This window comes from uncultured Sulfitobacter sp. (genome assembly GCF_947497275.1).
Taxonomy (GTDB): Bacteria; Pseudomonadota; Alphaproteobacteria; order Rhodobacterales; family Rhodobacteraceae; genus Sulfitobacter.
In genome coordinates this window covers 197,717-220,485 of the sequence record NZ_CANMFS010000006.1, presented here as the reverse complement: position 1 = coordinate 220,485, position 22,769 = coordinate 197,717, and the positions used below count along the sequence as shown (strand labels likewise).

Annotated in this window: 24 protein-coding genes; 6 read left to right on the top strand and 18 right to left on the bottom strand. The window is 60.8% G+C overall.

All coding sequences use genetic code 11. The features are described 5' to 3' along the window. Positions 1-45: 45 nt before the first annotated feature. Together sfsA and map are read left to right on the top strand one after the other, a co-directional pair. A complete protein-coding gene (gene sfsA, locus Q1A06_RS14150) occupies positions 46-759 on the top strand; it encodes a DNA/RNA nuclease SfsA (RefSeq protein ID WP_299564825.1) in 714 nt (237 codons plus the stop codon). 29 nt (positions 760-788) lie between these two features. Continuing rightward, positions 789-1,598, top strand: coding sequence for a type I methionyl aminopeptidase (gene map, locus Q1A06_RS14145; protein ID WP_299564822.1), 810 nt, complete (start codon positions 789-791; stop codon positions 1,596-1,598). Here map and Q1A06_RS14140 read toward each other — a convergent pair. From Q1A06_RS14140 to Q1A06_RS14130, 3 genes are all read right to left on the bottom strand, one after another. Next, positions 1,592-1,747 carry a hypothetical protein gene (locus Q1A06_RS14140; protein WP_299564819.1) on the bottom strand — a complete coding sequence of 52 codons (156 nt, stop codon included), beginning with the start codon at positions 1,745-1,747 and terminating at the stop codon, positions 1,592-1,594. The two genes, map and Q1A06_RS14140, sit on opposite strands and share 7 nt — an antisense overlap. 76 nt (positions 1,748-1,823) lie before the next feature. Continuing rightward, entirely contained in the window at positions 1,824-2,375 is a 552-nt protein-coding gene (rsmD, locus tag Q1A06_RS14135) for a 16S rRNA (guanine(966)-N(2))-methyltransferase RsmD (protein WP_299564816.1), read from the bottom strand. Then, a complete protein-coding gene (locus tag Q1A06_RS14130; RefSeq protein ID WP_299564813.1) occupies positions 2,372-3,580 on the bottom strand; it encodes an FAD/NAD(P)-binding oxidoreductase in 1,209 nt (402 codons plus the stop codon). The genes rsmD and Q1A06_RS14130 overlap by 4 nt, the downstream gene beginning before the upstream one ends. Positions 3,581-3,666: 86 nt before the next feature. Between Q1A06_RS14130 and Q1A06_RS14125 the strand changes: the two genes are divergently transcribed. Further along, a complete protein-coding gene (locus Q1A06_RS14125; RefSeq protein WP_299564810.1) occupies positions 3,667-4,155 on the top strand; it encodes a peroxiredoxin in 489 nt (162 codons plus the stop codon). Between the two features lie 44 nt (positions 4,156-4,199). On the opposite strand, the gene Q1A06_RS14120 is transcribed toward Q1A06_RS14125, so the two are convergent. From Q1A06_RS14120 to Q1A06_RS14085, 8 genes are all read right to left on the bottom strand, one after another. Then, a complete protein-coding gene (locus Q1A06_RS14120; RefSeq protein WP_299564807.1) occupies positions 4,200-5,057 on the bottom strand; it encodes a mechanosensitive ion channel domain-containing protein in 858 nt (285 codons plus the stop codon). Between the two features lie 15 nt (positions 5,058-5,072). Further along, positions 5,073-5,363 (bottom strand): 4a-hydroxytetrahydrobiopterin dehydratase, encoded by a 291-nt coding sequence (locus Q1A06_RS14115; RefSeq protein ID WP_299564804.1) that lies wholly within the window; start codon positions 5,361-5,363, stop codon positions 5,073-5,075. Next, a complete protein-coding gene (locus Q1A06_RS14110; RefSeq protein WP_299564801.1) occupies positions 5,360-6,547 on the bottom strand; it encodes a GNAT family N-acetyltransferase in 1,188 nt (395 codons plus the stop codon). Before Q1A06_RS14110 ends, Q1A06_RS14115 begins: the two co-directional genes overlap by 4 nt. Before the next feature lie 58 nt (positions 6,548-6,605). Then, positions 6,606-7,382: a glycerophosphodiester phosphodiesterase family protein gene (locus tag Q1A06_RS14105; RefSeq protein ID WP_299564798.1), complete on the bottom strand. Its 777-nt coding sequence runs from the start codon at positions 7,380-7,382 to the stop codon at positions 6,606-6,608. After that, entirely contained in the window at positions 7,379-7,837 is a 459-nt protein-coding gene (locus tag Q1A06_RS14100) for a RidA family protein (protein ID WP_299564795.1), read from the bottom strand. The genes Q1A06_RS14105 and Q1A06_RS14100 overlap by 4 nt, the downstream gene beginning before the upstream one ends. A gap of 71 nt (positions 7,838-7,908) precedes the next feature. After that, positions 7,909-9,213, bottom strand: coding sequence for an HlyD family type I secretion periplasmic adaptor subunit (locus Q1A06_RS14095; protein WP_299564792.1), 1,305 nt, complete (start codon positions 9,211-9,213; stop codon positions 7,909-7,911). Further along, positions 9,210-10,946, bottom strand: a complete 1,737-nt coding sequence (locus tag Q1A06_RS14090) for a type I secretion system permease/ATPase (protein WP_299564790.1) — start codon at positions 10,944-10,946, stop codon at positions 9,210-9,212. The genes Q1A06_RS14095 and Q1A06_RS14090 overlap by 4 nt, the downstream gene beginning before the upstream one ends. 192 nt (positions 10,947-11,138) lie before the next feature. After that, positions 11,139-13,397, bottom strand: coding sequence for a PBP1A family penicillin-binding protein (locus Q1A06_RS14085; RefSeq protein WP_299564787.1), 2,259 nt, complete (start codon positions 13,395-13,397; stop codon positions 11,139-11,141). 256 nt (positions 13,398-13,653) lie between these two features. On the opposite strand from Q1A06_RS14085, the gene Q1A06_RS14080 reads away from it, so the two are divergent. Together Q1A06_RS14080 and amt are read left to right on the top strand one after the other, a co-directional pair. After that, positions 13,654-13,992, top strand: coding sequence for a P-II family nitrogen regulator (locus tag Q1A06_RS14080; RefSeq protein WP_299564784.1), 339 nt, complete (start codon positions 13,654-13,656; stop codon positions 13,990-13,992). Between the two features lie 28 nt (positions 13,993-14,020). Continuing rightward, a complete protein-coding gene (amt, locus tag Q1A06_RS14075) occupies positions 14,021-15,322 on the top strand; it encodes an ammonium transporter (RefSeq protein ID WP_299564781.1) in 1,302 nt (433 codons plus the stop codon). A gap of 129 nt (positions 15,323-15,451) precedes the next feature. On the opposite strand, the gene Q1A06_RS14070 is transcribed toward amt, so the two are convergent. From Q1A06_RS14070 to Q1A06_RS14040, 7 genes are all read right to left on the bottom strand, one after another. Beyond that, complete coding sequence (locus Q1A06_RS14070) at positions 15,452-16,636, bottom strand: amino acid aminotransferase (protein ID WP_299565011.1); 1,185 nt, start codon at positions 16,634-16,636, stop codon at positions 15,452-15,454. After that, positions 16,636-17,490: a 3-mercaptopyruvate sulfurtransferase gene (gene sseA, locus Q1A06_RS14065; RefSeq protein ID WP_299564778.1), complete on the bottom strand. Its 855-nt coding sequence runs from the start codon at positions 17,488-17,490 to the stop codon at positions 16,636-16,638. Before sseA ends, Q1A06_RS14070 begins: the two co-directional genes overlap by 1 nt. A gap of 99 nt (positions 17,491-17,589) precedes the next feature. Then, a complete protein-coding gene (gene smpB, locus Q1A06_RS14060) occupies positions 17,590-18,078 on the bottom strand; it encodes an SsrA-binding protein SmpB (RefSeq protein WP_299564776.1) in 489 nt (162 codons plus the stop codon). 47 nt (positions 18,079-18,125) lie between these two features. Continuing rightward, a complete protein-coding gene (locus Q1A06_RS14055; RefSeq protein ID WP_299564773.1) occupies positions 18,126-18,683 on the bottom strand; it encodes an ABC-type transport auxiliary lipoprotein family protein in 558 nt (185 codons plus the stop codon). A 1-nt stretch (position 18,684) separates the two neighbouring features. After that, entirely contained in the window at positions 18,685-20,769 is a 2,085-nt protein-coding gene (locus Q1A06_RS14050; protein WP_299564770.1) for an MlaD family protein, read from the bottom strand. Then, positions 20,762-21,412, bottom strand: a complete 651-nt coding sequence (locus tag Q1A06_RS14045; RefSeq protein ID WP_299564767.1) for a paraquat-inducible protein A — start codon at positions 21,410-21,412, stop codon at positions 20,762-20,764. Before Q1A06_RS14045 ends, Q1A06_RS14050 begins: the two co-directional genes overlap by 8 nt. Then, positions 21,379-22,029 carry a paraquat-inducible protein A gene (locus tag Q1A06_RS14040; protein ID WP_299564764.1) on the bottom strand — a complete coding sequence of 217 codons (651 nt, stop codon included), beginning with the start codon at positions 22,027-22,029 and terminating at the stop codon, positions 21,379-21,381. The genes Q1A06_RS14045 and Q1A06_RS14040 overlap by 34 nt, the downstream gene beginning before the upstream one ends. Before the next feature lie 139 nt (positions 22,030-22,168). Here Q1A06_RS14040 and Q1A06_RS14035 point away from each other — a divergent pair, with 139 nt between their 5' ends. Then, complete coding sequence (locus tag Q1A06_RS14035; RefSeq protein WP_299564761.1) at positions 22,169-22,729, top strand: type 1 glutamine amidotransferase domain-containing protein; 561 nt, start codon at positions 22,169-22,171, stop codon at positions 22,727-22,729. Positions 22,730-22,769: the final 40 nt, after the last annotated feature.

Sequence of the window (22,769 nt, the reverse complement as noted above, 5' to 3'; positions counted from 1 at the left end):
GTGCCCTCCTTGAGCCTGTTGCACCAAAGGTATAGGCCGCACCCCATGCGCTTTCAAACCCAACTTGTGCCTGCCCGCCTGATCCGCCGCTACAAACGGTTTCTGGCCGACTGCCGGCTGGAGGACGGACGCGAGGTAACGGCCCATTGCGCCAACCCCGGCTCGATGATGGGGCTAGCGGCGGAAGGCACGAAAATCTGGCTGGAACCCAACGACGATCCGAAGAAAAAGCTGAAATTCGGCTGGCGTCTGGTCGATCACGAGAACGGCCATTTCACGGGCGTCGACACCGCGATACCCAACCGCGTTCTGCGCGCGGCGCTTGAGGCGCGCGCGGTCCGGCACCTTGCCGACTATACGACTGTGCGACCGGAGGTGAAGTACGGCAGCAATTCCCGCATCGACTTTCTGCTGTCCGGCGACGGCCTGCCCGACGCCTACGTCGAGGTGAAATCGGTCACGCTGAACCGCACGCCCGGTCTGGCCGAATTTCCCGACAGCGTCACCGCGCGCGGCGCAAAACACATGGCAGAGCTTGCCGAAACCGCCCGACTGGGCCACCGCGCCGTGCTCTTGTATCTTGTGCAACGCACCGACTGCGCGTTCGTCGACATCGCGCGCGACATCGACCCTGTCTATGCATCGGCGCACGCCAAAGCATCGGCTGCGGGTGTCGAGACCCTGTGCATCGGCACTCATATTACGCCCGAAGGCATCACACTGGCAGCACCTCTGGCCCTCGGACGCCCCACGCGCTAAATAGACCCAAAGACAGATTGGAGAAACCGGTGAACCAGCCCCACACAGGCCGCCAGACCAAGGACGGCATCCGCATCCACGAGTCGTCCGATTTTGCCGGGATGCACGCGGCAGGCAAGCTTGCCGCGACCATCCTCGACGAGATCGCCGAGCATGTGTTCCCCGGCCAGACCACGGCGGAACTCGACCGCCTGATCGAAGAAAAGGTGACGGCAGCGGGCGCCAAATCCGCGACCATCGGCTACAAGGGCTATGCCCACGCCTCTTGCATCTCCGTCAATCACGTGGTCTGCCACGGCATTCCGGGCGAAAAAAAGCTCAAGGACGGCGATATCCTGAACATCGACGTCACCGTGATCGTCGATGGATGGTACGGCGATACCTCGCGGATGTATGTCGCCGGGAAACTCAGCCGCAAGGCCGAGCGGCTGATCAACGTCACCCACGATTCGCTGATGATCGGGATCGAGGCCGTCAAACCCGGCAACACCTTCGGCGACATCGGCCACGCGATCCAGACTTTCGTGGAAGGCCACAGGATGTCCGTCGTCACCGATTTCTGCGGTCATGGATTGGGCCGGGTGTTTCATTCGCCGCCCAACGTGCTTCACTACGGCCGCCCCGGCACGGGTGCCGTGCTCGAACCCGGCATGTTCTTCACCATCGAGCCGATGGTGAACCTTGGCCGCGCCGAGACGAAAACGCTGGCCGACGACTGGACGGCAGTGACCCGCGACAAATCATTGTCGGCGCAGTTCGAACATTCCATCGGCGTGACCGAAGATGGCTACGAGATTTTTACACTGTCGCCCGCAGGCAAGTTTCACCCGACCTACTGATCGTCCCGCGTAATCAGCAGCGACAGCACCGTCTCGCTGATCAGCACCGACGCGCCGAAGGGCTTCGGCGGGGGCAGACTCACAGGTTTGGCATCGGACCGCGCCGCGCGCGCTGCTATCTGGCTGCCTCGGAATGTCGCATCGGTCATGACGCGATGTTGCGCCGGACCGGCGATCCGCAAAGGGCCGCGTATGCACGCCCTGTGTACAGTCGGTGTACAACTTTCACAGGTGCCTGAGCAGGGTCACATGGGTATCGCCGTACTTGCGCCGGTCGCTGCGGCTGAAGCCCTCCGGCGGCTCCATCGGGGCACTTTCCTCCCAGACCACCGTGGCATCTGCCGCCAACCACCCACCCGCATGCGCCGCCGCCAATGCCTGTTGCCCCATCCGCTTTCCATAAGGCGGATCGAGAAACACCAGATCGAAGGGCGCGGCTGTCCAGGCCCCCAGCTGAGTTGCGTCATTGCGCATCAGGGTGGTTTGATCCTCCACCTTAAGCTTCTGAACATTCTCGGAAATCAGCCTTTGTCCCACCCGCCCGTTCTCCACGAAAACGACTTCTCGCGCACCGCGCGACACCGCCTCAAGCCCCAGCGCGCCGGTGCCCGCGAACAGATCCAGCACCCGCGCGCTGTGGATCACATCAAGGTGCACCAGCATCGAAAACAGGCTTTCGCGCACCCGATCTGAGGTTGGCCGCAAATGCGCGCCGGCATCGCCTTTGCCGACCTGCGCCAGCGGCACGCCACGATACATACCTGCGATAATCCTCATCCCCTGAGCAACGCCTTAAGATCGGTTGCAGGGTCTGAAACCACCTCGGGTGACGGCGATTTTCCGCTTTCTATCAATCTCTTGCCGACCATGTACCCCCGCGGGTCATTGGCGGCATCAACGGCAAGCAGGGTATCGCCTCCATAGTACCAGAACGACACGGACCCACCATCGCCCCGGCGGGTCACCACCCGGTCGTAGCCGGTGTTCAACCCGGCAATCTGAAGCTTCACATCATATTGATCGGACCAGAACCACGGCGTCGCCACGTATTCATTTTGCCCGCCTATCAGGTTTTCCGCCACCACTTCGGCCTGGTCGATGGCATTCGGAACGCTCTCCAACCGGATCCGCCGCCCGCGATAGGGAAACGAGGTGCAATCGCCCGCCGCCCAGACGTGCGGCACGCCGGTCTGACCAAACCGATCGACCGCGATGCCATTGTCGATCACGATCCCCGCCGCCTCCGCGAGCTTGGTATCAGGTGCGATACCCACACCCGCGATGACGAAATCGACATCGAACTTCGTGCCGTCGGTCAGTACCGCACCGCTCACCGCCCCCTCTCCCGTCAACTGCTCAAGCCCCACGCCCTCAAGGATCCGGACACCGTGACGGGCGTGCAACGCGCGGAAAAAGTTGGAAGTTTCGGGGGCTGCGACCCGCTGCAAGATGCGCGGCGCCATCTCGACCAGCGTAACCTCCAGTCCCAGCTTCGCCGCAACGGAGGCGGCTTCCAACCCGATATATCCGCCCCCCACGATCAACACCCGCGCACCTTTGACGAAACGCGGCGCCATCGCGTCCACGCCTGCCAGATTGCGCACCACATGGACCCCGTCCAGCGCGCCACCGATCGCCGCAGGCAGGCGGTGCGGAACCGACCCGGTGGTCAGCACCAGATCGTCGTAGTCGAGCATACCTCCCGCCACAGCGATCTGTTTGTGCGCGGTGTCGATGGCATCGACACGGGTGCCCAGGCGCATCTCGATGCCCTGTTCGGCATAGTAGCTCAACGGCCGCAGATACAGCCGCTCAAGTGCCATATCGCCCATCAGATAAGCCTTGGACAGCGGCGGGCGCTGATAGGGGGGCACCGCTTCGGCACCGATGAGTGTGATCTTGCCGTCGAAACCATCCTTGCGCAACTTGGCCACGCAGGATGCCCCCGCCTGTCCCGCTCCGATCACCACGATATGGCGCATGGATTAACTTCCTTGTGCTCTGGCCCTGCCTATGCAGACCCTATATCTGCGTGGTACAAGAAGACAATCAGATGAAAGGTGATCCAATGCCGATTTCCCAAGGGGACATGCTTCCCGACGCGACCCTCGTCCGGATGGGCGATGATGGCCCTGCACCCGTGAAGATGAGCGACAAGACCAAAGGCCGCAAAGTGGTTATCTTTGCCGTGCCCGGTGCGTTCACGCCCACCTGCCATTCCGCCCATGTGCCCAGCTTTGTGCGCACCAAGGATCAGTTTGATGCGAAAGGCGTGGACGAAATCATCTGCGTGTCGTGCAACGACCCCTTCGTGATGAAGGCCTGGGGCGAAAGCACGGGTGCCACCGATGCGGGGATCACGATGCTGGCCGATGCCAGTTCCGAATTTACCAAGGCGCTCGGCATGGATTTCGACGCCGCGCCCGCCGGTCTCGTGTCACGGTCCAAGCGGTACGCCATGCTGGTGGAGGACGGCAAGGTCACGCTGTTCCAGCCCGAAGAGAACTCCGGCGTGTGCGACGTGTCCGGGGGCGAAAGCCTGCTCGACAACATGTGAGCCGAGCGCCCCGGACTGCAAAAGATCCGGGGCGCCGCCATTGATCAATCAGACGACGCTTGGATAAACGTACGCGTGGGGAACGGGATGTCGACGCCACCTGCGTCCAGCGCCTCTTTGACGCGTCGCGTCATATCGGCCCGGTAGTCGAAGTATTCGGATGCATCGCACCACACCCGTACCAGAAAATCGACCGAGCTGTCGCCAAGGTTGGTCACCTGGATAAACGGTTCGGGCTCCACGTGGGACCGCGCGTCCGCCATGATCGTATCGCGAATAATATCTTCGGCGGTTTTCAAATTCGCGCCGTAGCCCACGCCGAAAGTCCACTCCGCACGCCGGATGTCATTGGTGGAATAGTTGGTGATGATATTCCCCCATACTTCCGAATTCGGCACGATCACCTGCACATTGCTCAGATCCGCAAGCTCGGTGAAATTCAGATTGATGTTCATCACCGTGCCCATCTTGTCAGCGACCTCTACAAAATCCCCCGTCTTGATCGGACGGAAGAGGATCAACATCACCCCCGCCGCGACATTCGACAGCGTGCCTTGCAACGCAAGACCAATGGCAAGACCGGCAGCACCGATGACGGCGACGACAGAGGTGGTCCGCACGCCGAAGGTGTTGAGTACGAACAGGACGGTAAAGCCCATGACCGTATAGCGTACGACAGACGCGAGAAAATCGAATAACATATCATCGAGTTGCGGATGTTTGCGGCTCATTTTCATGATCCGGCGTTGCAACCAGGCGGACACAATCCACCCGACGAACAGGATGACCAACGCCCCGATGATGGACCCCGCCGTAGACGCCAGGAACTCCAACGTAAGAAGATCTGCCAAGGTTTTTCCCTGCCAGATCTCCGTGCTTAGTACACTATCTATCGTTTCCACTCCGCGTGCCTCACTTCATAATCCATCATATTTCCGCGCAAGCTTGGCATCCAGCGTGCTCAGCCCATCAACGTCGTGGGTGGTTAACGTGACTGTGACCCGATTGTAAATATTCTCCCACTCAGGATGGTGATCCCATTTCTCAGCCCAAATTGCGGCCCGGGTCATCCAGCCAAAGGCGTCGGCGAAATCGTCGAATGTGTAGGTCTTGGTTATGGCGTCGCGCCCCTCGGTCAGCGCCCAGCCGTTTTCCAGCAAAGGACCCAACAAGGGGCCGCGTGTTTCGGTGCTCAGCTTCTCGGTCATTCCTGTTCCTCGATCTGTGTTTTTCTGAAGGGGCCGTAGTCGGTCAGCACTTCGATTTCCTCATCGACCGCCGCGCGCTCGGCTTCCAGATAGTCACTTACCGCGCGGGCAAAGCCGGGATCGCGCATCCAGTGAAGCGACCAAGTCGGTGTGGGTAGATACCCGCGCGCCAGTTTGTGCTCGCCCTGTGCGCCCGCTTCGACTGTGCCAAGTTCCATCTCGATCGCGATGTCGATCGCGCGGTAGTAGCAAAGCTCGAAATGCAGGCAGGAGTGATGCTCCACACAGCCCCAATACCTACCGTATAACGCATCGCGCCCGATAAAGTTCAGCGCACCGGCGACCCACCGGCCATCGCGACGGGCCAGAACCAGCGCCATTTCGTCACGCAACACTTCCTGTGCGATATCGAAAAAGTCTCGGGTCAGATAGGGTTGGCCCCATTTGCGCGCACCCGTGTCCTGATAGAAAACCCAGAACGCGTCCCAGTGTTCGGGCTGGATCTCATCGCCGATAAAAGTATGTATCTCGCCGCCGAATTCCTGCGCCGTCGCCCGCTCCTTGCGCAGGTTCTTGCGCTTGCGTGAACTGAGACTGGCGAGGAAGGCGTCGAAATCTGCGTATCCGTCATTGCGCCAGTGAAATTGCTGGCCCTTGCGGACCATCAGGCCAAAATCCTCTGCCCGTGCTGCCTCAGGTTCCGTACAGAAGGTTACATGCAGCGAGGACAACAGATTGTTTTCCGTCAACTGAACCGCCCCCTGCACCAAGGCCGCGAAACCGGTGTCTTCGAAACCCGGTCGGGTAAGAAGCCGTCGCCCGGTCGCGGGGGTGTGCGGTACGGCAATCTGGAGTTTGGGATAGTACCGCCCGCCCGCCCGCTCGTAGGCATGGGCCCAACTGTGATCAAAAACGTATTCGCCCTGGCTGTGAGATTTGGCGTACATCGGTGCCACGCCGATGATCTGCCCGTCAATGGCTGCGGTCAGGTATTGCGGTTGCCACCCGGTGCCCGTGCCGACGCTGCCGCTGTCTTCGAGTGCCTTGAGGAACCTATGGGTGGTGAAGGGATCGTTGGGCCGGCCGCCATCCGCCACTTCTGGACAGGCGCAGGCATCCCACTCCGCCGCGTCTATCTCCGCCAGAGAGCGGATGATCGTGATTTCAACCTCTTGCGCGCTCATCGGTGCTGTCCTGCCTGTTTCCCGCCTGTGGCTATAGGTGTGGCCGGGCGCCCGATGTTCAAGCGGGTAACGCGGCGCAGTAGCCTTCGAAAGTGATGTTGTCCGCTATTTTTCGCGCTGCAGCCTCCTGCGCGGCACTGCGCACTGTCCAACACCAGATCGCCGCCCCCTGAGCCTTGAGATCCGCAATGCGCGGCGCCTCCAGATCGTCGACCTCATGGCTGACAAAGCTGGCCCCGACCCGGTCATAGTCCGGAATGGCACGCAGATGCGCACAAATTTCCGCCGACAGCGGCCAGTCCGGCCGACGGTAGGCCGATGTGGTCAGGCCGCGCGGAATATCCGGAGACAATTTTTCCATCAAAGCGACCGAATGCGGGTTGAACGACATGACCGCCACTTCGCCGGTATATCCTGTCAAAGCGGCTGCAGTCGCCCGCTCAAGCGGCCCGACATCTGCGCCCATTGCACCATCCTGATCCTTGATTTCGATCAAAATCGGAACCTGCCCCGCAACAAGTGCCAACACCTGCGGCAGATCCGGAATGGTCTCGTCTCCTCCCAAAAGGTCGATCCCGCGCAGCTCGGCCGCTGTGTGCTGCCGGACCACACCGCGCGCCGGTGTCAGCCGCTCAAGGTTATAGTCGTGAAACACGATCGCGGCACCGTCACGGCTGCACTGCACGTCGATCTCGATGCCATAGCCTGCCGCGACCGCCGCGCGAATGGCCGCACGCGAATTTTCGGGCCGTCCCCCCGCCACGTCATGCAGCGCGCGATGCGCCAGCGGCAGCTTGCAAAACCGCTGCGGCAGCGGCGGTATGGTTGGCTTCATCGGATCTCGAAGATGCCTTCGATTTCCACGGCAACGCCCAGCGGCAGAGCGACTGCGGAGACCGCAGAGCGCGCGTGGCGTCCAGCGTCGCCCAGCGCCTCGACCAGAAAGTCCGAGCATCCATTCACGACCTTGGGTTGATCGGTGAACGCCTTGGTGGAATTCACGAACCCGGTCAGCTTGACGACCCGGACCAGACGGTCAAGATCTCCGTCGCACGCCGCCTTGACCTGCGCCAGAAGGTAGAGGGCACATGTCTTGGCAGCGGCGGCACCATCCTCCACGCTCATCCCGTCGCCCAGGACGCCGGTGATCAGCCCGTCGTCATTGCGCGAGATCTGACCGGACACATACAGGGTGTTCCCAACCCTGACGAAGGGCACGTAATTCGCGGCAGGTGCCGCTGCATCGGGCAGATCAATGCCCAGACGGGACAGGTTTTCGGCAAAGCTCATGGTCGCGATCCTATGATAAGACTGGTTGGCCCGACGCTAGCGCCGTTGCGCGCGCCGTAAAAGGGAGCAGATCAGTTTTCTCGCCACGACCGGACGAAATAATCCGCAACCGGCTTGATCAAATAGGCAAGGGGCGAGCGATCGCCCGTCCGAATAAACGCCTCGACCGGCATGCCGGGCACAAGTTGTGTCCCTTCGGGCAATCGTTCGATCTGGCCCGGGCGCAGGATTATCTCCGCCCGGAAATAGCTGGCCCCGGTGGTTTCATCATCCAGCGCGTCGGCAGAGATCTGGACAACCTCGCCCGTCAATTCCGGCGTGGTCCGTTGATCCAGAGAAGAGAACCGCAGATTCACTTGCTGCCCTACCGAGATTTCGTCGATATTGGTCGGCATTACCCGGGCGGCGATGACCAAAGGCCGGTCTTGCGGCACCAGATACATCAACGCTTCGGCGGCACGTACGACGGAACGCGGCGTAGTCACCCGCAGTGCATAGACGATCCCCGAGACCGGCGCACGGATGTCGAGACGGTCGATCTGCGCGATCAATGCGCGCCGCTGTTCGATCAGCGAGAGTTCACGGTAGCGGATTTCGCGCAACTGCGTAATTGCTTCCTCACGCCCCGCCGTACCCAGCTTGAGAACCTCGATTTCGGTTTCAGTGACCCGCCCCTCGGCCTGGGCCTTGCTGGCCGCAAGATTGCCGATCTGGCCAATCAGACGGGCCTGTTCGCGTTGAAGCCCAAGAACCGTCGCGGCCTGCGACAGGCCCTGATCCAGCAGCGTCTGCTGACTGGTGAGCTGTTGTTCGATCAGGCCAAGCTGAATGGCGAGCGAATCTTCCTGCGCGACGATCCCCACGATTTGATCTTCGATCTGGTTGCGTCGCTTGCCCAACTGCTCGATTTCGCGGTTCACGCTGTCACGGCGTGCCTCGAACAGATTACGCTGGCCCTCCATCAGTTCGCGCGCGTCCTCGTTCGACGCTGCGGCCTCCACCAGTTCTTTGGCAAAGGTGATTGTCTCACGCTCGTCACGCTGAGCTTCGAGACGCCCGCGCCGCGCCATCAGTTCGTACAGCTGCCCTTCGATCACGATCAGTTCGGATGCGTATTGCTGTGGGTCGAGCTGCAGCAACAAATCGCCCGCTGCGACCAAATCGCCTTCATCGACGAGGATCTCCGCGATAGTACCGCCGGTGTCATGCTGTACGACCTGCCGGTTGCGGTCGACTTCGATGCGGCCCGATGCCACGATGGCGCCAGCAATATTGCTCATCACAGCCCAAGTGCCAAAGCCCCCGAACAGGACAAGGAGCCCGATCATTCCGATGACGACAGGTCGCCAAGCGGACCATGCATTGGTTGCCTTCATGTCACGCCTCCGGAATCGGTCGGTGATTTCTGAATTTTCTGGTGGTTCGCAACCATGCCTTTCAGCACCTCGTCCTTCGGACCGAACGCCATCCGCATCCCCGCATCGAGTACCAAAAGCATGTCGCATTCCTGGATCGCCGCCGGACGGTGGGCCATGATAAGAACCGATCGGCCCGATGCCTTCATCTGGCGGATCGCCTGATTCAAGGCCTGCGAGCCAAGGTTGTCGAGATTGGAGTTCGGCTCGTCCAGCACAAGGATCACCGGATCGTCATACAGCGCACGTGCAAGGCCGATCCGCTGCATCTGTCCACCAGACAGGCGCACCTGTCCGGCACGAATCACGGTGTCGTACCCATTGGGCAGCTCCAGAATCATGTCATGCGCCGCTGCGGCCTTTGCGGCCGCAACAACCTTGGCATCATCCGGTGCGTCGGCGAGCCGCGAAATGTTCTGCGCAATCGTCCCGTCAAACAGCTGCACCCGCTGCGGCAGGTATCCGATATGGCGGCCCAGCGTTTCGCTGCCGTAATGCTCCAGTGCGGCACCATCGAGCCGCACGGCCCCGCCCGCCGGACGCCAGACACCTGTCAGCGTGCGCGCAAGCGTCGTCTTGCCCGCACCCGACGGACCGATAACCCCCACCGCCTGCCCCGGCTCGACCTTGAACGAAATGGACTTGAGCGATGCCTGCTTTTCGCCGGGCGGGACAACCGTCAGGTTCTTGGCAGTCAGGATCGCCCGAGGCTTGGGCAGTGCCGTGCGCTGCGCTTCGGGTGGAACGGTGCCCAGAAGCTCTGCAAGGTTTTTCCAGCCGGCTACGCCACGCTGTACCATCGGCCACTGGTTCAGACCCATTTCGATCGGCGCAAGCGCGCGGCCCAAAAGGATCGAACCCGCAATCATCGCGCCGGGCGTCATTTCGTTACGCAGCACCAGATAGGCACCAAGACCCAACATCGCCGATTGCAGAAACAGGCGGATCGTCTTGGTCATCGACGTAAAGGTGCCGCCCACATCGGTCGCGCGCACTTGTCCGCGCAGGGCTTCGCCGCGCGCTTTTTGCCAACGGGTGAATGCCGCATCGCGCATCCCCATCGCCTGAACCATTTCCGCCTCCGTCCGGATCTGATCCGACATGCCGTTCGCTTGCTGGCCCGCAAGTGCGGCACGCGCCTGCGCGCCCCGCGTCAGAAACTGGTTCGCGATCGCGATGGCGATCAGGACGCTGGCACCGGCCAGCGCGAGATACCCCAGATAGGGGTGAAACAGAAAAATCCCCGCGAAAAAGATCGGCGTCCACGGCAGGTCGAACGCGCCCATCAGCACCGGCGAGGTCATCAGCCGCTGAACGGATTCCAGATCGGCAAGGCTTGCGTTGGTCTTTACATCAGGCGCGACGGCGGACTTGCGCACGACCGCATCGAAAACGCGACGGTCCAGATCATCCTGAAATCGCGCGCCGACCCGGGCCATGATCCGGCCACGGGTATAATCGAGGATACCCATGATGCCGTACAGAAACGCCACCAGCAACGACAGCGCAACCAAAGTCTCCTGCGAGCCGGAGCCGAGGACACGGTCGTACACCTGCAACATGTAGAGGGGGCCCGTAAGCATCAGCAGATTTGCAAATGCCGAGAAAAGACCGACGGTCCAGTACAAGGACCGGCTGCGCTTGCGCACAAAGCGCAATTCCTCGCGGCCCTGGTTGAAAGCATCCGTGTTCATCTTTTCCTTCCCGCCGACCGGTTCCGGTCCTTAATCTTGCTGTTTTGTGCTATATCAAGATGAGAAACCACCCGCATCGCACACAATCGCGATACCGTACTCAAGCTATAAACTGGTTAACAAGCCATATCTGCAGGCCGCTTGCTTCGACTGGGACTGTGGAGCCGCAGGCCGGTGCTCGGGTCCTGCATCCTATCGGTTCCCGCCATTCGACGTCGGCGGACCGCCGCCCCCACTGCGTCCGCCTCCGAAGATGTCCTGAAGCACCTGATCAATGATGTTAGAGGGCCGCGAGACCAGCGTGTCTGTCGCCGGATTGTTCTGCGTGATCGGGGCGGTCGTATTGACCTCACCCTCAAAGATGACCTGAGCAGGGGCAGGATCGGCCATCGGCAACGCATTGAGCGGCACCCCTTCGTGCACGCGGCTCATCGCCTCACGCCAGATTTCTGCTGGCAGTCCGCCGCCTGTTACCCCTTTGAGCGGTGTGTTGTCGTCGTAGCCCATCCAGACGCCTGCCACGTAATCCGCCGAAAACCCGATGAACCACGCATCCTTCGCGGCCGAGGTGGTGCCGGTCTTACCGGCCAGCTGGCGACCGCCGAACTGTGCTCTGGTGCCGGTGCCCTGCGACACGACCTTTTCCATCATATAGACAAGCTGCCGGGCGGCGCTTTCCTGAATGACTCGCTCTCCGATGCCGCCGCCGGTGCCCATCAACGGCTCGCTGTCGCCGCGCAGCCGCAGGTCGATCAGCCCGTAGGGCGTGACCGACGAGCCGCCGTTGAGGATGCCCGCGAATGCGCCCGTCATTTCGATCAACGTGCTTTCCGACGCGCCAAGCGCCAGCGCCGGACCGGCGGCAAGATCGTTCTTGATCCCGAATTGCGATGCAACAGTGCTGACCGTTTCGCGGCCAACGGATTCGGAAATCTTGACCGCCGGGATATTGAGCGATTGCGCCAGTGCGTTGGTCATCGTCGTCTGCCCGACAAAGCGGTTGGTATAGTTTTTCGGGCACCACTGCCCCGAGCCGGGGATGTTGATGCAGTAGGGACTGTCATCGACAAGATCGTTCGGAGAATATCCCAGATCGAGTGCGGCTGCGTAAACGAACGGCTTGAACGCCGATCCGGTCTGGCGCAGCGCCTGTGTCGCCCGGTTGAACGCGCCCGACACCTTCGTCTTGCGCCCGCCGACCATCGCACGCACGGCACCGTCCGCGCTCATCACCACGATCGCGGCCTGCGCCTTGGATCCGTCGCGCACCTTGTTCTCGAACACCCAGTTCAGCCCTTCGACGGCCGCGCGCTGCATGCGTTGATCCAGTGTTGTGCGAATGATCACATCTTCGGTCGTGTTGCGGGTGAAAAATTCGGGCCCGGTCGACATGACCCAGTCCGCAAAATAGCCCCCCGCGCGCGCTTCCGCCGCCTCGGACAACTCCGCCGGCTTGGCCAGTGCAACGGCTTCTTCCTCCGCCGTGAGATAACCCTGCTCCTTCATCAGCCGCAGGACGGTCGCGGCACGGTTGCGCGACCGCTCCAGATTCGATGTGGGGGACAGCGTGCTGGGCGCGGTCAGCAACCCTGCGATCATCGCCGCTTCCGACGGATCGAGCGTTGCGGCCTGCTTGCCGAAAAACCGCTCCGACGCAGCCTCGGCGCCATATGCGCCGCCACCCATGTAGGCACGGTTGAGATAGATCGACAGAATCTCGTTCTTTGAATACTTCGCCTCCATCGCCAGCGCATACACCGCCTCTTTGGCCTTGCGCTTGAGCGATCCGCGACGGCATTCCGCCTCATATTCCGCCTCGGTCTGGGTGCCACTGGGATCGAACGGCTCGCCCAGACACAAAAGCTTGGCCGTCTGCTGTGTAATGGTGGAACCGCCATGCCCCGAAAGCGGTCCGCGCCCTTCGGACAGGTTGATGCGCACCGCAGAGGCGATGCCCCGCGGGCTGATCCCGAAATGATTGAAGAACCGCTTGTCCTCGGTCGCCACAACCGCGTTCTTGAGGTGTGGCGAGACATTGTCGGCAGTCACCACCCCGCCGAACTGGTCCCCGCGCCAGGCGAACACCTCGCCGTTTCTGTCGAGCATCGTCACAGACCCGCTGGCGCGCCCGTCGAGAAGCTGGGCGACGGGTGGCAGGGTTGTGTAGAAATAGCCGACGATCAGCGCCAGAACCACCGAGACGACAAGTGCGGTGCGCGATGTGACCACCCAGATCAGCCGCAGGATCCAGCGCGCCAGTCCGACGAAAAACCCCATGATGCCGCCACGCTTTTTGGCTGTGCGGGCGCGCGCAGACCGTTTGCGTGTTGCCTTGGCTTTTGGCTTCGCAGCGGCCTTTTTTGCCGTGCGTCTGGACGCTGCGGCCTTGGCCTTGCGACCATAGCGGTTGTCCGCGACCAGCGGGCGCTTGCCTTTGGGTGAATCACTCATGTTTTCGGGCCTGCTCGCCTATTGTTTTGCGCATTCTATCTGTCTTAGCGCGGATTGTTTAGCGCTTCATCTCGATCAAGGCCTCAATTTGATGATTAATTTTTGCTCGCATTTCACCTGATAGCCTAAAAATTAGGCATACGCTCTGCAAACGCAAGCCGCATCACCCGCCTTTTCTTCCCTTTCGCGCTGCCAATCCGGTTTGCTGCATCTGCATTAAGCAGGAAAACCCTGCGCCTTCAGAGGGGACAATTAGGTGAAACTCATCATTGCCACAATCAAACCATTCAAGCTTGAAGAAGTCCGCGAAGCGCTGACCGAAGCTGGCGTGCGCGGTTTGATGGTCACAGAAATCAAGGGATTCGGCGCGCAGTCGGGTCACACCGAGATCTATCGCGGTGCGGAATATGTCGTGAACTTCGTACCGAAAGTGAAGCTAGAGCTGGTCGTTGCCGACAGCGTCGCCGATCAGATGGTCGACGTGATCAGCAAGACAGCCCAGACCGGCAAGATCGGCGACGGCAAGATCTTTGTGCTCGATGTCGAGCAGGCCGTGCGCGTGCGCACCGGTGAAACCGGCGAAGACGCTATTTGACCCCCTTACCGCTTTAGGAAATGACGACATGAAACCACGTATTCTTATTCCATTGGCCGCGACAACCGCGCTGTTGCCGACCCTCGGATCTGCACAGGAGGCCGAGTTTGCAAGCGCATCCGAGACGGCCTTTATCTTTACCACGCTGCTGTTTTTGATCGGTGGCTTTCTGGTGTTCTGGATGGCGGCAGGTTTCGCCATGCTCGAGGCGGGTCTGGTCCGGTCCAAGAACGTCACGACGCAACTGACGAAGAACATCGCGCTGTTTTCACTCGCCGCCATCATGTACTGGCTTGTCGGCTATAACATCATGTACCCCGGCGACGCCTGGATCATCCAGGGTTGGTTCGGCACCTTCGGGACCAAGGACATCAAGACGGCCATCGACGCGGGCGGGTATTCCAACGCGTCCGACTTCTTCTTTCAGCTGATGTTCTGTGCCACCACCGCTTCCATCGTGTCCGGCACGCTGGCCGAGCGGATCAAGCTGTGGCCTTTTCTGTTCTTCACCGTGGTCCTCACCGGCTTCATCTACCCGATCGAAGCAAGCTGGCAGTGGGGTGCGGGCTGGTTGTCCGACGCGGGCTTCAGCGACTTCGCAGGCTCTACACTGGTTCACGCGGCAGGCGGCTTTGCGGCCCTCGCAGGTGCAATCGTACTTGGCCCACGGATCGGCAAGTACAAGGACGGTCGCGTGATGCCGATGGTCGGTTCCAACCTGCCGCTCGCGACACTGGGCACATTCATCCTGTGGCTCGGCTGGTTCGGCTTCAACGGCGGCTCGCAGCTTGCTCTGGGGTCCCTGATTGACGCCGATGCCGTCGCACAGATCTTTGCGAACACCAATATGGCCGCTGCCGCCGGTGCAGTGACCGCGCTGATCCTCACACAGCTGATCTACAAGAAAGTCGACCTGACGATGGTTCTGAACGGCGCGCTCGCCGGTCTGGTCTCCATCACCGCCGGGCCGCTTGATCCGACGCTGTTCGGTGCCCTGTGGATCGGTGCCGTCGGTGGCGCCATCGTGGTCGTCGCGGTGCCTTTCCTCGACAAGCTGAAGATCGACGATGTGGTCGGCGCCATTCCGGTACACCTGGTCGCGGGTTTCTGGGGTACATTGGTGGTACCGGTCTATACCGAAGGCACATCCTTCGTGACACAGATCATCGGCTTTGCCTCCATCGGCATCTTCGTCTTTGTCGCGTCGCTGGTGGTCTGGTTGATCCTCAAGGCGATCGTGGGCATCCGCGTCAGCGAAGAAGCGGAGATCAGCGGTCTCGACGTCTCCGAGCTGGGCATGGAAGCCTACCCCGAGTTCTCCAAGAGCTAAGCAAAGTTTGCAGGCAGGCAAACGACAGCCCCGGGCGGAAACGTCCGGGGCTTTTTCCTGTCCGCGACCAAGGCAAGAAAAAACGCCGTGCCCCTGTCGGAAGCACGGCGTCGATAGAATGTCCGAGGGTTATATTCCGGCGTCGATGATTGCCTTCGCAAGGATCGGCACTGTCGTTGCGTTCAGCCCCGCAATGTTCATCCGGCTGTCACCGACCATATAAATGCCGTGGTCTGCGCGCAGCTTCTCGACCATGTCAGAGGTGGTGCCAAGGCGCGAGAACATACCACGGTGCTGCGCCAGAAAGGCAAAACGGTCCGACCCGGACAGGCGGCGCAGTTCTGCGGCCAACTGCTCGCGCAGGCCGAGCATCGACAGACGCACATCCTCAAGCTCTGCCTGCCAGTCGGCGCGCAAGGCGTCGTCCGTCAGGATCATCGTCACCAGCCGCGCACCGTGGTCGGGTGGAAAGCTGAAATTCTGCCGGTTGAGGAAGGCAAGTGTGTCCTGGTTGAGCCCGCGCGCCGAAGCGTCCGCAGAGACCGCCATCAAAATGCCCGTCCGCTCCCGGTAGATACCGAAGTTCTTCGAACAACTGGCCGCGATCAGGCACTCGGGCACGGCGGCGGCGATCTGACGGGTCGCGGCGGCGTCCTCTTGCAGACCGTCACCAAACCCCTGATAGGCGATGTCGATCATCGGCATCGCGCCGGTGTCAAGCAGCACCTTGATCACCGTATCCCATTCGCCGCTGTTGGGGTTCGCGCCGGTCGGATTATGACAACAGCCGTGCAACAAGACCACGTCGCCCTTCCGCGCGGTCTTGAGGTCCGCGATCATACCGTCAAAGTCGACGCCGCGCGTCTCTTCATCGAAATAGCGGTAGGGCACCGTTTCCATTCCGAGGTATTTCAGGATCGACAGGTGGTTGGGCCATGTCGGATCGGAGACAAAGACACGCGCTTGCGGTGCCGCCATGCGGATCATCTCGAACGCTTGGCGCACCGCCCCGGTGCCGCCGGGCATTGCCGCGGCGGCGACCGTATCGCGCGGCACCGCATCGCCCAACACCAGCGCAATCATCGCATCGCTGAACGCGGGATCGCCCGCAAGCCCGGTATAGGCCTTGGTGTCCTGCGCCTCCCACAGCCGATGCTCGGCAGCCTTGACCGCGCGCATCACCGGCGTCAGGCCCGACGCATCCTTGTAGACGCCCACTCCCAGATCAATCTTGTCCGCGCGCGGATCGTCGCGGAAGGCCTGTATGAGCGCTAGTATCTTGTCGGCGGGTTGTGCTTTGAGCGTCTCGAACATCATGCGTCTCCGGTTTCGACTGGCACGGTGGGGAACATCCCCCATTCGGTCCATGATCCGTCATAGAGCGACCAGTCGTGATGCCCGATCCGCTCAAGCGCCAGCGCAAGAACCGCAGCCGTAACGCCGGAACCGCAGGAGGTAATGATCGGCTGACCCAGATCGACATCGGCCGCCTCGAAAATCTGCCGCATCGCATCGGGCGATTTGAGGGTCTTGTCACCGTTCAACAGCGTGTCAAAAGGCACGTTGCGCGATTTCGGAATATGACCGGACCGGAGCCCTTCGCGTGGCTCGGGTGCCTCGCCGCGAAAACGCGCGGCACTGCGGGCATCAACAATCTGCGGGCTGCCCAGCTTGGACGCATGGGCCACCTGCGTCACGTCGCGTACGAGATGGTTCTTGAATCTCACTGTCATATGGCGGTCACGCGGGATCGGCGGCATGTCTTCGGTTTCGCGATCCTCCGCGAGCCATTTCGGCAAACCGCCGTCCAGCACGGCGACATTTTCTTGCCCCATGAGCTTGAACAGCCACCACACCCGCGCCGCCGAGAACAATCCGGCGCTGTCATAGACTACGACCTGATGCCCATCGCCAACACCCATCGCCCGCATCCGCGACATGAATTTTTCGACGGGCGGCACCATGTGCGGCAAGTCGGACCGCGCATCGGAAATTTCATCTATGTCGAAAAACCGCGCACCGGGGATGTGTGCGGCCTCATACTCCGCTTTGCAGTCGCGGTTTTCGGCCGGCAGATACATCGACGCGTCGAGAATGCGCAGATCGGGGTCCTTGAGATGCTTGGCAAGCCACTGTGTCGAGACAAGTGTTTTCGGATCGTCTGTCATGGCGTCTCCCTTCGCAAATGCGCACGCAACTTGACTACCGTTGACAGGTTGGCCTGACAAGGGTTCTCACCCTGCACAGGCGCGCGAAACGCAATTGGCCTAGCCGTGATCCTTCAGGAGCCGGGATTTCTGACGGGACCAGTCACGCTTTGCCGCTGTCTCGCGCTTGTCGTGCAGCTTTTTACCCTTGGCGATACCGATCTTGATCTTCGCCATGCCACGATGGTTGAAATACATCACCAACGGCACCAAAGTCATCCCCTTGCGCTGTGTCTCGTTCCACAGCTTCGACAACTCTTTTGAACTGACCAGCAGCTTGCGCCGGCGGCGTTCCTCGTGGCCGAATGTCTTGGCCTGCTTGTAGGGCGCGATATAAGAGTTCACGAGCCACAACTCGCCATCCTCGACCGCAGCATAGCTTTCCGCGATGTTCGAGCCGCCCATGCGCAGCGATTTCACCTCGGACCCTTCGAGGATGATGCCGCATTCGATGTCATCCTCGATCGCGTAGTCGAACCGCGCGCGGCGGTTTTCAGCGATCACCTTGTAATTCGGATCGGATTTGGAGGATGATTTTACCTGGGCCATGGACAGCGATGTAGGACGCGCGAGCCGCGCGCGCAAGAGCGGCGCGCTTAGCGCAGACCGTTACGCGCCACATACACGGCAAGATCGCTGATGATCTGGCCGCGTGCACGCGCGATCGACGCCGGTCCGCCATCCAAGTCATAAGGCACGCTCAGCTCGAATTGACCCGCACGTTCCCGGCCCTGATAAACACCGACGAAGTATTGTCCCGCCGCGCGGAATACACCATCGGTACCGGCAACGAGATCGACGAACCGGATATCAAGCGATGCCGCCGCGTCTTCCTCGAACGGCCAGGGTTCGGGCGCGATCCGTGCGTTCGTAAGCTCCGCCAATGCGCGGCTCAGCTCGAGGCCGATGGCGCGCGCGGGCGTATCCCCCCACAGTACGTCAGACGCGATGAGCGTGCCGTCTGGCATCTGCTGTGTAATCTCGTCGGCAGCTGCATAGCCGGGCAGCGATACGTCCCTGACCTCGACAGAGGCAAAGCCGATCCGCACGTTCTGCGTGATTTCCGGCGACTGCACCGCGATGCGGTTGGAGGCACCGCAGGCAGTCAGCACGCCAAGTACCGTGCAAAGGGTAATCGTTTTGATGAATGTCATGTTATCTTCCCAACAGCAAAGAGTTCGGATTGCGTTCGATCGTACGCGCGAGTTTGGTCAGTGCTTCGGCGGCTTCCTGAATGTCGCGTAGCGTCGCTTCGGTCGCGCGGCTCAGTTGGTCGCCCTTGTTATAGCCTTCGATGGTCCGCCCGGCCTGGGTGAACAGCGTGTTCAGACGGTCCACTATCTGAGGCAAGGTATTGGTCGATGCCGCGATCTGATCCGCCGCGTTGCGCGCGGACGCCAGCGTCCGGTTCACGTTCTCTACCGCTCCGCCCTCGCGCAGTTCGGCCAGGGTACGGTTCAATTCGTCCAACGCGCCGCTCAGCGCGGCAGGCAGTTCGGCCGTGTCAGGGCTGCTGACCAAAGCGTTGGCCGATGTCGTCAGACGGGTCAATTCGTCAACCAGCAAGTCAAGCTCAAGCGTCTCGACATTTGCCGCGACCGCTTTGATCTGGTCGACCAGCTCCGGCACACCCTCGACAGAAGATGTCACCGAGTCGGCGGCTTCGGAGGTTGAACTGAGCGCCTCGCGCAAGGTTGCGACGATGCGTTGCTCTTCGAGATCGGCAACCAGACCTTCGATCCGCACCAACGTCGAATTGAGCGCGACCGGCACGTTCTGGATCTCGTCAGAACTTACCAGACCCGAAATATCGCTCAGCAATGCCCGCACGTCGCTCGGCGTTTCGCGCAGGTCCTCGCTCGATACCAGGCTCTCGGCGGAATTCATCAGTTCGATCGCGCTGTTGAGCAGCTCCTCGATGGGCAGGTTGTTGATCCGGGTAAACACACCTTCGACCGTTGCGGCGGCGTCAGAGGTGACGCTTTCGGTGGTGGGCATGACAGGCAGATCGTTGTCTCCCGTTTCAAGCTCAGCGGCGGAGGCATCCTCGACTTCGATCATCTCGACCTTCAGACCACCGGTCAGAAGGCTCGCCGATGCGAGACGCGCCCGCAAACCGTCGGCCACGCGTTCTTGCAAGAATGCAAGCGCCGCATCCGCCGTCACCTCACCGGGGAGGCCGAGGCTTGCCGGTTGAATGGACAGGATCACGTTCAAGCGCACGCGGCTGTCTCCGAACTGGTTATAGTCCACGACGCCCGATAGGCTATTCACGACCCCGATCTTGAATCCGCTCAATTCGACGGGTGCACCGACGGTCAAACCCGAGATGTTTTCGTCGAACAGAACGCTTATTTGCAGTGGATCCACCTCGGAGGCGTTGAACACGCTGTTGCGTGCTGTTTCCTTGCTGGAGAAGATCTCGAACACTTCGCCGTCCTGCACAGTCTCGCCGCCCGATACGAAAGTGTCGAATGTAATGCCGCCGCCGATCAGCGTCGCAATCGACGAGAAATCAATCTCGGCGCCTGACGGCCCGATAGACAAGCTGAAACCGGATGTGTCCCAGAACCGCGTCGATGAATTGATCAGGTTGCGATGTTTTTCATAGATCAGCGCCTCCACGATGGCATAGGATCCGCCGCGTGCGATCTGCGCGCGCCCGACGCGGCCCACTTCGATACCGCGAAACAGAATCGGTGCGTTGTCGGTCAACGTACCGTTGGCGGTGGTGCGAAACGCGATCTGCAAACCGCTCTCGCCGGGTTGGATCAACGGTGCAGCGGTCGCGCCCGAAAACCTTTCTTCCGGCTCCCCGATCGACTCGTCCCACGACCCCTGAATATACACACCGCTCAACACGGTGCTGAGTCCTGTAATCCCCTGTGCCGTCACCTCGGGTTGTACGATCCAAAACACCGAACTGGTGTCGATATAAGGGGCGACGTCCTTGGCGACACGAATATGCACTTCGACATCGGCAAGCCCCTCGCTGAAACCGATTTCTTCGACGCGACCCACCGTGATGTCGCGGTACTTCAACTCGGTCTCGCCCTCTTCGATCCCCGATCCGTCCTCGAAGACTACAGTGATCAGGGGCCCCCGCGCGTTGAATGATTGCCAAGCCACACCAAAGGCGATGACAAGCGCCAGCAGTGGGATGATCCAGATAAAGGATGCGCCCGAAAAGCGCGATGCGCGCGCAGGACGGATCGAAACGTCGGCGGGTGTGTCAGGCATGGTCGGGGGCCTCATCTTCGTTTGGCAGCCCGTTCCATATCATACGCGGATCAAAGGCCTGGGCGGAAAGCATGGTAAAAATAACGGACAAGGCAAAAAAGAACGCGGCCGGGCCTGGGGTGATGGTCGCAAGCCCCCTGAGTTGCACGAGCGCGGACAGGATCGCAACCACGAATATGTCGATCATTGACCAGCGGCCAATGTACTCGACCATCTCGTAGAGCCATAGTTTACGGTGCGCGGCGGCCCCTTCGGTTGCCCGGATGGTGACGGCAAGAAAGGCGATGGCCCAGAACTTGCCCAGCGGGATGACCACGGATGCGAAGATGATGATCGCCGCGATGCCCATAGTGCCGTGATGCGCAAGATCGACGGCGCCGCCAATGATGGTGCTTTCGTCCACCTGAAACAATTGCCGTGTGCGCAACATTGGATAGATGTTCGCCGGGATGTAGCAGATGAATCCGACGATCCACAGCGCCCAGACCCGTTGCAGGCTCTTTGCGTCACGCGATACCAGTTTGGCGCCGCAGCGACCGCACCGGGAATGCGAAATCGGCCACGCACGGTTGCACCGCGTGCATGCGACCAGCCCCGCCTCGCGCGCCGTTATGACTTTTTTGGATGTTCCAGCGAATTCCATACCGACCACTTACACAAATACCCGTCCTGAACGATCACCAGAACAACCAAAACCCCGAACATCCAAAATGCCGGACCAAAATCCACTGTCGCCAGATCCGCGACCTTGACCAGCGCCACGGCACAGCCCAGTGCAAAGATCTCTGCCATGGACCACGGGCGCATCGCCTCCGACAAGCGAAACGCACGTATCGCGTGCCGCGCCGGCGGCCGGTCAAGCACGACCGGTACCAGCACATATATCGTAAGCAGCATTCGCAAAAGCGGCACAAAGATGATGAACCCTGCGGTCAACAGGGACAACACCAGCAGCGGGCCCTCTGTGAACGAGAGCGCCGCGTCAAGGATCGAGACCGCATTGCTGCGGCCCGCCGCCGAGATCGACAGGAACGGAAACACCGACGCCGCGATGATCAGGACGACAACAGCGATCGAGACCGCAATAATTTGCTTGCCCGCCTTGTGGCGTGGCGCGATCAGCACCTTGTGGCAGCGTTGGCACACCGCCCGCTCGCCCTTTTCCGGCTTGCGAAGCCGGTACGCCGCGTCGCACTGCGGGCACACGATCAACTCGTCCAGCGGCATATTTCCGGTGATTGGGGTCGCGGCATCTGACATTGAGAATACTTATAGGGTTCGGAGCAAGGTTGATACTGCAATTGATGCTCGCATGGCGACAGTCAAGCGGAAGTGTTCAGGAACGACTGCTGTCTTTACGTGTTCTAGATGCAAGCACTGCAAACCGAAAGAGGAAACCATGCCAAGTATCACTTCCGCGAAAATCCTGATCATGTCGGCCGACGGGTTCGAACAGTCCGAACTTGAACACCCCCGCGACGCTCTGCGCAAACACGGCGCCACCGTCCATATCGCGACGCCCGATGGCGATGACATCAAGGGGTGGGACGAGAACGACTGGGGCCGTACTGCTCAAAGCGACATGAAGATTACCGATGTGGATGTTGCGGCCTACAACGCGCTCGTATTGCCCGGCGGACAGATCAATCCCGATCTCCTGCGCGTCAACAAGGACGCTGTTGATCTGATCAAACGGTTCGGCGCGTCGGGCAAAACGATTGCGGCAATCTGTCACGCGCCCTGGCTTCTGATCGAGGCGGGCCTGATCGAAGGACGCAAGGCAACGTCGTTCCACTCGATCCAGACGGATGTAAAGAACGCGGGCGCAAAATGGGAAGACAGCGAGGTCGTCGTCGATCAAGGCATCGTGACCAGCCGTTCCCCCGAAGATCTGGAAGCTTTCGTGGCCAAGATCGTCGAAGAAATAGAAGAAGGCGCACACGACCGCGACGTTGCCTGAAAACTACTGAAAAGGCCCGTAAATCGCGGGCCTTTTCCTT

Coding starts and splice junctions, on each gene's coding strand:
- Q1A06_RS14115 (WP_299564804.1), bottom strand. CDS start 5,363: ATGACCGAGAAGCTGAGCACCGAAACACGCGGCCCCTTGTTGGGTCCT.
- Q1A06_RS14090 (WP_299564790.1), bottom strand. CDS start 10,946: ATGAACACGGATGCTTTCAACCAGGGCCGCGAGGAATTGCGCTTTGTG.
- amt (WP_299564781.1), top strand. CDS start 14,021: ATGAAACCACGTATTCTTATTCCATTGGCCGCGACAACCGCGCTGTTG.
- Q1A06_RS14050 (WP_299564770.1), bottom strand. CDS start 20,769: ATGCCTGACACACCCGCCGACGTTTCGATCCGTCCTGCGCGCGCATCG.
- Q1A06_RS14100 (WP_299564795.1), bottom strand. CDS start 7,837: ATGAGCTTTGCCGAAAACCTGTCCCGTCTGGGCATTGATCTGCCCGAT.
- Q1A06_RS14040 (WP_299564764.1), bottom strand. CDS start 22,029: ATGTCAGATGCCGCGACCCCAATCACCGGAAATATGCCGCTGGACGAG.
- Q1A06_RS14070 (WP_299565011.1), bottom strand. CDS start 16,636: ATGTTCGAGACGCTCAAAGCACAACCCGCCGACAAGATACTAGCGCTC.
- Q1A06_RS14035 (WP_299564761.1), top strand. CDS start 22,169: ATGCCAAGTATCACTTCCGCGAAAATCCTGATCATGTCGGCCGACGGG.
- Q1A06_RS14140 (WP_299564819.1), bottom strand. CDS start 1,747: ATGACCGATGCGACATTCCGAGGCAGCCAGATAGCAGCGCGCGCGGCG.
- Q1A06_RS14045 (WP_299564767.1), bottom strand. CDS start 21,412: ATGGAATTCGCTGGAACATCCAAAAAAGTCATAACGGCGCGCGAGGCG.
- Q1A06_RS14055 (WP_299564773.1), bottom strand. CDS start 18,683: ATGACATTCATCAAAACGATTACCCTTTGCACGGTACTTGGCGTGCTG.
- rsmD (WP_299564816.1), bottom strand. CDS start 2,375: ATGAGGATTATCGCAGGTATGTATCGTGGCGTGCCGCTGGCGCAGGTC.
- smpB (WP_299564776.1), bottom strand. CDS start 18,078: ATGGCCCAGGTAAAATCATCCTCCAAATCCGATCCGAATTACAAGGTG.
- sfsA (WP_299564825.1), top strand. CDS start 46: ATGCGCTTTCAAACCCAACTTGTGCCTGCCCGCCTGATCCGCCGCTAC.
- sseA (WP_299564778.1), bottom strand. CDS start 17,490: ATGACAGACGATCCGAAAACACTTGTCTCGACACAGTGGCTTGCCAAG.
- Q1A06_RS14085 (WP_299564787.1), bottom strand. CDS start 13,397: ATGAGTGATTCACCCAAAGGCAAGCGCCCGCTGGTCGCGGACAACCGC.
- Q1A06_RS14125 (WP_299564810.1), top strand. CDS start 3,667: ATGCCGATTTCCCAAGGGGACATGCTTCCCGACGCGACCCTCGTCCGG.
- Q1A06_RS14095 (WP_299564792.1), bottom strand. CDS start 9,213: ATGAAGGCAACCAATGCATGGTCCGCTTGGCGACCTGTCGTCATCGGA.
- Q1A06_RS14105 (WP_299564798.1), bottom strand. CDS start 7,382: ATGAAGCCAACCATACCGCCGCTGCCGCAGCGGTTTTGCAAGCTGCCG.
- Q1A06_RS14130 (WP_299564813.1), bottom strand. CDS start 3,580: ATGCGCCATATCGTGGTGATCGGAGCGGGACAGGCGGGGGCATCCTGC.
- Q1A06_RS14110 (WP_299564801.1), bottom strand. CDS start 6,547: ATGAGCGCGCAAGAGGTTGAAATCACGATCATCCGCTCTCTGGCGGAG.